6 protein-coding genes are annotated in these 4,751 nt (G+C 61.9%); all 6 read left to right on the top strand.

All coding sequences use genetic code 11. From position 1 onward, the window contains the following. The first annotated feature begins 24 nt into the window (after positions 1–24). Complete coding sequence (gene purD, locus AC1D1P_RS14555) at positions 25–1,326, top strand: phosphoribosylamine--glycine ligase (protein ID WP_477673476.1); 1,302 nt, start codon at positions 25–27, stop codon at positions 1,324–1,326. 51 nt (positions 1,327–1,377) lie between these two features. Continuing rightward, the gene (gene hemF / locus AC1D1P_RS14560) at positions 1,378–2,295 is read left to right on the top strand and encodes an oxygen-dependent coproporphyrinogen oxidase (protein WP_477669486.1); all 918 of its coding nucleotides are present in this window, start codon (positions 1,378–1,380) and stop codon (positions 2,293–2,295) included. Then, positions 2,295–2,924, top strand: coding sequence for a nicotinate (nicotinamide) nucleotide adenylyltransferase (gene nadD / locus AC1D1P_RS14565; RefSeq protein ID WP_477649511.1), 630 nt, complete (start codon positions 2,295–2,297; stop codon positions 2,922–2,924). Before hemF ends, nadD begins: the two co-directional genes overlap by 1 nt. Positions 2,925–2,953: 29 nt before the next feature. Beyond that, positions 2,954–3,763 (top strand): ribosome silencing factor, encoded by an 810-nt coding sequence (gene rsfS / locus AC1D1P_RS14570; RefSeq protein ID WP_477673477.1) that lies wholly within the window; start codon positions 2,954–2,956, stop codon positions 3,761–3,763. Further along, complete coding sequence (gene rlmH / locus AC1D1P_RS14575; protein ID WP_477659088.1) at positions 3,760–4,227, top strand: 23S rRNA (pseudouridine(1915)-N(3))-methyltransferase RlmH; 468 nt, start codon at positions 3,760–3,762, stop codon at positions 4,225–4,227. The genes rsfS and rlmH overlap by 4 nt, the downstream gene beginning before the upstream one ends. Positions 4,228–4,235: 8 nt before the next feature. After that, positions 4,236–4,751: Maf family protein (locus AC1D1P_RS14580; protein WP_477673478.1), on the top strand; the 516-nt coding region annotated here is incomplete at its 3' end.

Raw genomic sequence — 4,751 nt, forward strand, 5'->3', positions numbered from 1 at the left:
GCTGTTTTTTAGATTGAACCTCCCGTGAAAGTTCTTGTTATTGGCGGCGGCGGCCGTGAGCACGCGCTGGCCTGGAAACTGGCGCAGTCTCCCAAGGTTCAGGCGGTGTATGTTGCGCCCGGCAACGGCGGTACCGCGCTGGATGCGCGCCTTGAAAATGTTGACATCACCGACGTGAAGGCGCTGCGCGAATGGGCGCTGACCGAGAAGATCGCGCTGACAGTGGTGGGCCCCGAGCAGCCGCTTGCGGCCGGTATCGTTGACGAGTTCCGAGCGCACGGCTTGCGGGTTTTTGGCCCGACCAAGGCGGCGGCGCAGCTGGAAAGCTCCAAGGCATTCTCCAAGGCCTTCATGAAGCGCCACGGTATTCCGACGGCCGAATACGAAACCTTCACCGACGCCGCGGCGGCCCATGCCTATGTGGACGAAAAAGGCGCCCCCATCGTCGTCAAGGCCGACGGCCTTGCGGCCGGCAAGGGCGTGGTGGTGGCCATGACGCTGCACGAGGCGCACGAGGCCATTGAATTCATGCTGGCACCGAACCCCGACTTCAACCCGCTTGGCGTGGCACATAACGAAGGTGGCGCGCGCGTGGTGATTGAAGAATTTTTGCAGGGTGAAGAAGCTAGCTTCATCGTGATGTGTGACGGCAAGAATGTGGCCGCCATGGCGACCAGCCAGGACCACAAGCGCTTGCTTGACGGTGACGAAGGTCCCAACACCGGCGGCATGGGCGCGTATTCACCGGCCCCGGTCGTTACCCCCGAAGTGCATGGCCGTGCCATGCGCGAGATCATCCTGCCGACCATCAAGGGCATGGAAAAAGACGGCATTCCGTTCACCGGATTTTTGTATGCCGGCCTGATGATTGATGCGGAAGGCAAGCCGAAAACACTGGAGTTCAACTGCCGCATGGKCGACCCGGAGACGCAGCCGATCATGATGCGCCTCAAAACCGACCTGTATGAGGTGATGATGGCCGCCACCTCGGGTGCGCTGGACCAGATCGAGCTGGACTGGGACCGCCGGCCGGCCCTGGGCGTGGTGATGGCCGCGCACGGCTATCCGCTGAACCCTCGCAAGGGCGACGTGATTCATGGGCTGCAAAAAGGAACCGATGCGGCCGAAGATTCGATGGTTTTTCATGCCGGAACTCGCAAGCAGGGCGACGCGACGGTGACGGCTGGCGGCCGGGTTTTGTGCGTGACGGCGCTCGGCAGTACGGTGAAAGCCGCGCAGCAACGTGCCTACGAAGTCGCCCAGGACATCGGATTTGATGGCGCGCAGTACCGCAAAGACATCGGCTGGCGCGCGGTCAAGTCCTGATCACGCAATGCGCGCTCGTTTTTTCTTCCGCCCTTCGGGTAACACTGCAGCATGACCGATATTCCAGGCGTTCGAGACTTTCTGCTGGCGCTGCAGCAGCGCATCACCGGCGCCGTTTCCGGGATCGACGGCCAGTCCTTCACGGCGGACCATTGGCAGAAAGCGCCAGGCGAGACGCTGCAGGGCAATGGCATCACCATGATCCTGGAGCAGGGCCAGGTGTTTGAGCGTGCCGGCTGTGGGTTCTCGCATGTGCGGGGCCCCAAGCTGCCGCCTTCGGCGACGCAGCACCGTCCGGAGTTGACAGGCGCACCTTTTGAGGCCCTGGGGGTTTCGCTGGTGTTTCACCCGCGTAATCCCTACGTGCCGACAGTCCACATGAATGTGCGCATGCTGGCCGCGACCCCGGTGTCAGGCTCGGGCGAGCCCGTCTGCTGGTTTGGCGGCGGCATGGACCTGACGCCTTATTACGGGTTTGAAGAGGACGCGGTGCATTTCCACCAGACCTGCAAGGACGCGCTGGCACCGTTTGGCGACGACAAGTACCCCCGGTTCAAACAATGGTGTGATGAGTACTTTTACCTGAAGCACCGGCAGGAGCAGCGCGGAATTGGCGGCGTTTTCTTTGACGACTTCCAGGAGCTGGGGCTGGACCGGAGCTTTGCCCTGATGCAGGGTGTGGCCGACTCATTTTTGCAGGCCTATTTGCCAATCGTTGAACGGCGCAAGGACACACCGCATGGCGAGCGGGAGCGCGAATTCCAGCTTTACCGGCGGGGCCGGTATGTGGAGTTCAACCTTGTATGGGACCGCGGCACGCACTTTGGTTTGCAGTCCGGGGGGCGCACGGAGTCGATCCTGATGTCCATGCCGCCGCTGGCGAGCTGGTCTTATCAGCGGGGCGTAGAGGCGGGCAGCCCTGAAGAGCGCCTGTATACGGAGTTTTTGCCGAGACGGGACTGGGTTTGATGGCAACGCCGTCACCGGCGCAAAAGCGCATCGGCATGTTTGGTGGTGCGTTTGATCCGCCGCACAGTGCGCACGTTGCACTGGTGCAGGAGGCGATCCGGCAGTTTGGCCTTGATACCCTGTACGTTGTTCCGACCGGCCACGCCTGGCACAAGTCACGCGCCCTGAGCGCGCCGGCTCACCGGCTGGCCATGGCCAGACTGGCTTTTGGCGATATTTCTGGCGTTCGGGTGGATGCGCGCGAGGTTGAACGCAGCGGGCCGACTTTCACCATTGACACGCTTTTGGCGCTCCAGGAGGAGAATCCGGGCGCCCAGCTTTACCTGTTCATTGGCGCAGACCAGTTTGCCGTCTTCAGGCAATGGCACCGGTGGCAGGACATTCTTGACCTCGCTATAATTTGTATAGCTGATCGCGCACAATCCACGCTGGCTGGAGCTCAATTTGAGTCCTACGAAAGCCGCAGCAACCGTTTTGTCCTGCTCAATCTTCCCCTGATGCCTGTCAGCGCCACCCAGATTCGCCAGTTAATGGCCTCCGGAGCCGCGGTGACAGGGGGAATTACCCAGTTGGTCCCTGAAGCCGTTGCGCGTTATATTTCACTTCACCAGCTGTACGGTTCCCATTAATTTCCCACTTTATCGAAGCAAAACACTGCATGACATCCACCACCGTCAAAACCTCCGCCGCCGCCGACAAAAAGGACGTGCAGAAACTGCAGCGTGCCATCATTGACGGTCTGGAAGACGTCAAGGCGCAGGACATCCAGGTGTTTGACACGGAGCACATTACGTCACTGTTCGAGCGCGTGATCATCGCCTCCGGCAGCTCCAACCGTCAGACCAAGGCATTGGCCGCCAGCGTGCGGGATGCCGTGCGGGACGCAGGTTTTGCCAAGCCTCGCATCGAAGGCGAAGACAACGGGGAATGGATCATTGTCGATTGCGGCGCCGCCGTGGCGCACATCATGCAGCCGACCATTCGTCAGTACTACCACCTGGAAGAGCTGTGGGGCGACAAGCCCATCAAACTCAAGCTGGGCGCGCCCGCGCCGCTGGTGAAGGCGTCGAAGGCCGATGTCGAGCTGGAAGCCAAACCCAAGGTTTCCCGCGCCGGCGCGAAAACTGCGAAACCAGGCGCAAAGACCTCCGCGAAGTCGGCGGCCAAAGCACCTGCAAAGGCGCCGACTGCCCCCGATTCAAGCTATGTGGGCCGTGTTGGCAAGACCAATGACTGGACCGCCAAGCGCAATGCCGCCACGCCGGCTACCGAACCAGCCGCAAAGCCGGCACGGGCAGGCGCCAAAGCGGCTCCTGGCAAGTCATCGGCAAAGCCTGCGGTTAAAACACCGATTGTCAAAGTGCCCGTAGCCAAAAAGGTGGCGGCGAAGAAAACAGCAGCGAAAACCGCCGCTAAAACGGCAGCCCGCAAACCCGCCGCCAGGAAAACTCCGTCCCGGAGCAAATGAGGCTCACGATCGTAGCGGTCGGCCAGAAAGTGCCCGACTGGGCGCAAACGGCCTATGACGACTACGCCAAGCGCTTCCCGCCTGAGTTGAAAGTCGAGCTCAAAGCCGTCAAGACCGAACCGCGCGCCTCCAAGACCCTGGAAAACCTGCTGTCGGCTGAGCGCGGGCGCATAGAGGCCAGCATCGCCCGCGGCACCCGCGTCGTGGCGCTCGATGAACGCGGCACGGCCGTCACTACTGTGGCACTGGCTGAACGGCTCAAGGCCTGGCAACTCTCCGGTGACGACGTCGCCATCGTTATCGGCGGGCCCGACGGGCTGGACGCCGGTTTCAAACAGTCTGCGCATGAGCGTCTGCGCCTCTCAGACCTGACCTTGCCCCATGCTATGGTGCGCGTGCTGCTGATTGAGCAGCTTTACCGTGCCTGGAGCATCACCATTAACCATCCTTATCATCGCGAATAGTCCCGTCCATGGCTGACTTCATCTACCTGGCCTCGCAAAGCCCGAGGCGACGGCAATTGCTGGAACAACTCGGCGTGCGTCACGAACTGCTGCTGCCGGACGCCGATGAGGACGCTGAGTCGCTGGAGGCGGTGCTTAAAAACGAGGCRCCCGCTACCTACGTCCAGCGTGTCACCGGCCTCAAGCTCGATGCGGCAATCGCCCGCATGAAGCGGCGCAAGCTGCCGCCGGCGCCCATCCTTTGTTCGGACACTACGGTGGCCATGGGTCGGGTGATTTACGGCAAGCCGGAGGACGGGAAAGACGCGGCCCGCATGCTGCGCGAGCTTTCGGACGGCACGCACAGGGTGCTGACCGCGGTGGCGGTGCAGTTCGGGCGCCGTCGTTTCGAGGCGCTGAGCACTTCGCGTGTCAGTTTTGACGCGCTGACGCCCGCGCAGATCCGCAGTTATGTGGCCAGTGGCGAGCCCATGGGTAAAGCCGGCGCATATGCTGTGCAGGGCAGGGTGGCGATGCACATCAGC

This window comes from Polaromonas sp. P1_E1_2 (assembly GCF_056406035.1).

What these genes read in the sequence shown, in the direction of transcription:
- hemF (WP_477669486.1), top strand. Translation starts at nt 1,378, where the DNA reads ATGACCGATATTCCAGGCGTTCGAGACTTTCTGCTGGCGCTGCAGCAG.
- rsfS (WP_477673477.1), top strand. Translation starts at nt 2,954, where the DNA reads ATGACATCCACCACCGTCAAAACCTCCGCCGCCGCCGACAAAAAGGAC.
- nadD (WP_477649511.1), top strand. Translation starts at nt 2,295, where the DNA reads ATGGCAACGCCGTCACCGGCGCAAAAGCGCATCGGCATGTTTGGTGGT.
- rlmH (WP_477659088.1), top strand. Translation starts at nt 3,760, where the DNA reads ATGAGGCTCACGATCGTAGCGGTCGGCCAGAAAGTGCCCGACTGGGCG.